Source organism: Martelella sp. FLE1502 (assembly GCF_053484255.1).
Genome location: NZ_JBAKFQ010000088.1, coordinates 1 through 220 on the forward strand (window position 1 = coordinate 1; position 220 = coordinate 220).

The 220-nt window shown below is 66.8% G+C and carries 1 pseudogene; it reads left to right on the forward strand.

Annotated elements, in window-relative coordinates:
• Positions 1-220, forward strand: a pseudogene (locus tag V6767_RS22790) (hypothetical protein); the annotation flags it as partial.

Below are 220 nucleotides of genomic sequence, written 5' to 3' on the forward strand. Positions count from 1 at the left end.
TGGCCGAAGCGATGCCCCGCGAACGGGTTGCGGCCCCGGCGATCGTGCCGCAGCTGGGCGACCCGCTGCCAGGGCGACGGCTGCTGGTGATCGACAACGAAGAGAGCATCCTGTCAAGCATGGCTGCCTTGCTTGAACAATGGGGCTGTACGGTGCTGACAGCCACCGACGAGCAAAGCGCAATGGCGGCGCTGGATGGCGTCGCGCCGGATGCGATCCT